2 protein-coding genes are annotated in these 1,324 nt (G+C 63.5%); both read left to right on the top strand.

Going from position 1 to position 1,324, the window contains the following annotated elements; genetic code table 11:
- The coding region (locus tag OR16_RS43820) for a transposase (protein WP_006163342.1) at positions 1-579 on the top strand (579 nt) is incomplete at its 5' end.
- 17 nt (positions 580-596) lie between these two features.
- A partial coding sequence (locus tag OR16_RS33830; protein ID WP_006163341.1) for a DDE-type integrase/transposase/recombinase occupies positions 597-1,324 on the top strand: 728 nt, incomplete at its 3' end.

Raw genomic sequence — 1,324 nt, 5'->3', positions numbered from 1 at the left:
GCCCTCCATGTCAGGATACTTGTCGCCTCGGTCTTCTTTGATGAAGCAAAATGGAGGGCGGTGTGCGACTGGAAGATGAAGCGATATACGGCGGAGCGCCGGGAGTGGGTGGTTGAGCAGATGATGCCACCGCTGAACCGGTCCGTAGTGGAGTTGGCCAAGGCCACAGGGATCACGACAGTGACCTTGCGGACTTGGCGCGAGATGGCGAGAGCTGCAGGAAGAATTGTGCCGGGTGACGGGAAGCAAAGTGATCAATGGTCCAGCGCGGACAAGTTTCGTGTGGTGCTGGAGACGGCGCCGCTGAGTGAGGCGGAGCTGTCGGAATACTGCCGGATGAAGGGCATCCAGCCGGAGCAGATCCGGCAATGGCGCACGGCGTGCGAACAGGCCAATGCCGGATCTGCTCCGGCCAAGCGAACGCTGGTGGAGCGCCGGGAAGACGAAGCGGCGCGCAAGCGCGTGCGTGAACTGGAGCGCGAGCTCAAGCGCAAGAATGCGGCGCTGGCGGAGACGGCAGCGCTGCTGGTTCTGCAAAAAAAAGCCGCAGCGATCTGGGGACGGGACGAGGAAGACTGATCAGCACCCCGGATCGCTTGGAAGCCATACAGTTGATCGATGAAGCGGTGAGCGCTGGGGCCCGGCAGGAGAAGGCCTGCGAGGCGCTTGGCTTGACCGAGCGGACCTTGCAGCGCTGGCGGCATGTTCGCGCCGACAAGCGGCTTGAGGCGCGTCGCGACGCGCCTGCCAACAAGCTCAGCGAAGCGGAACGGCAGGCGTTGCTGAGGGCGGCGAACCAGCCTGGCTATACCAGCCTGACGCCGCACCAGATCGTGCCGAAGCTAGCGGACGAAGGGATCTACATGGCGTCGGAATCGACGTTCTACCGGGTCTTGAAAGCAGCGGGACAAGGCAGACGGCGTGGCCGCAGCAAGACCCCGAGCGCTCGTCCGCTGACGACGCATCGGGCCGAAGGTCCGAACCAGGTGTGGTGCTGGGACATCACCTGGCTGCCGACCACGGTCAAGGGGCGGTTCTTTTACTGGTACATGATGAAGGACATCTACAGCCGCAAACTGGTCGCCAACGAGGTGCATGAGAGCGAGTCGGCCGAGCATGCCAGCCGTCTGCTGATGCACGGTTGTTTGCGGGAACAGACGGCGGGCCGGCCGCTGGTGCTGCACTCGGACAACGGCACGGCCATGAAGGGGGCGAGCATGCTGGCGACGATGTATGACTTGGGCGTGGTGCCGTCCTACAGCCGGCCCAGGGTGAGCAACGACAACGCCTATGCCGAAGCGTTGTTCCGCACGGCGAAGTACTG

The organism is Cupriavidus basilensis OR16 (assembly GCF_000243095.1).
Taxonomy (GTDB): domain Bacteria; phylum Pseudomonadota; class Gammaproteobacteria; order Burkholderiales; family Burkholderiaceae; genus Cupriavidus; species Cupriavidus basilensis_D.
This window is presented reverse-complemented; position numbering and strand designations above follow the sequence as displayed.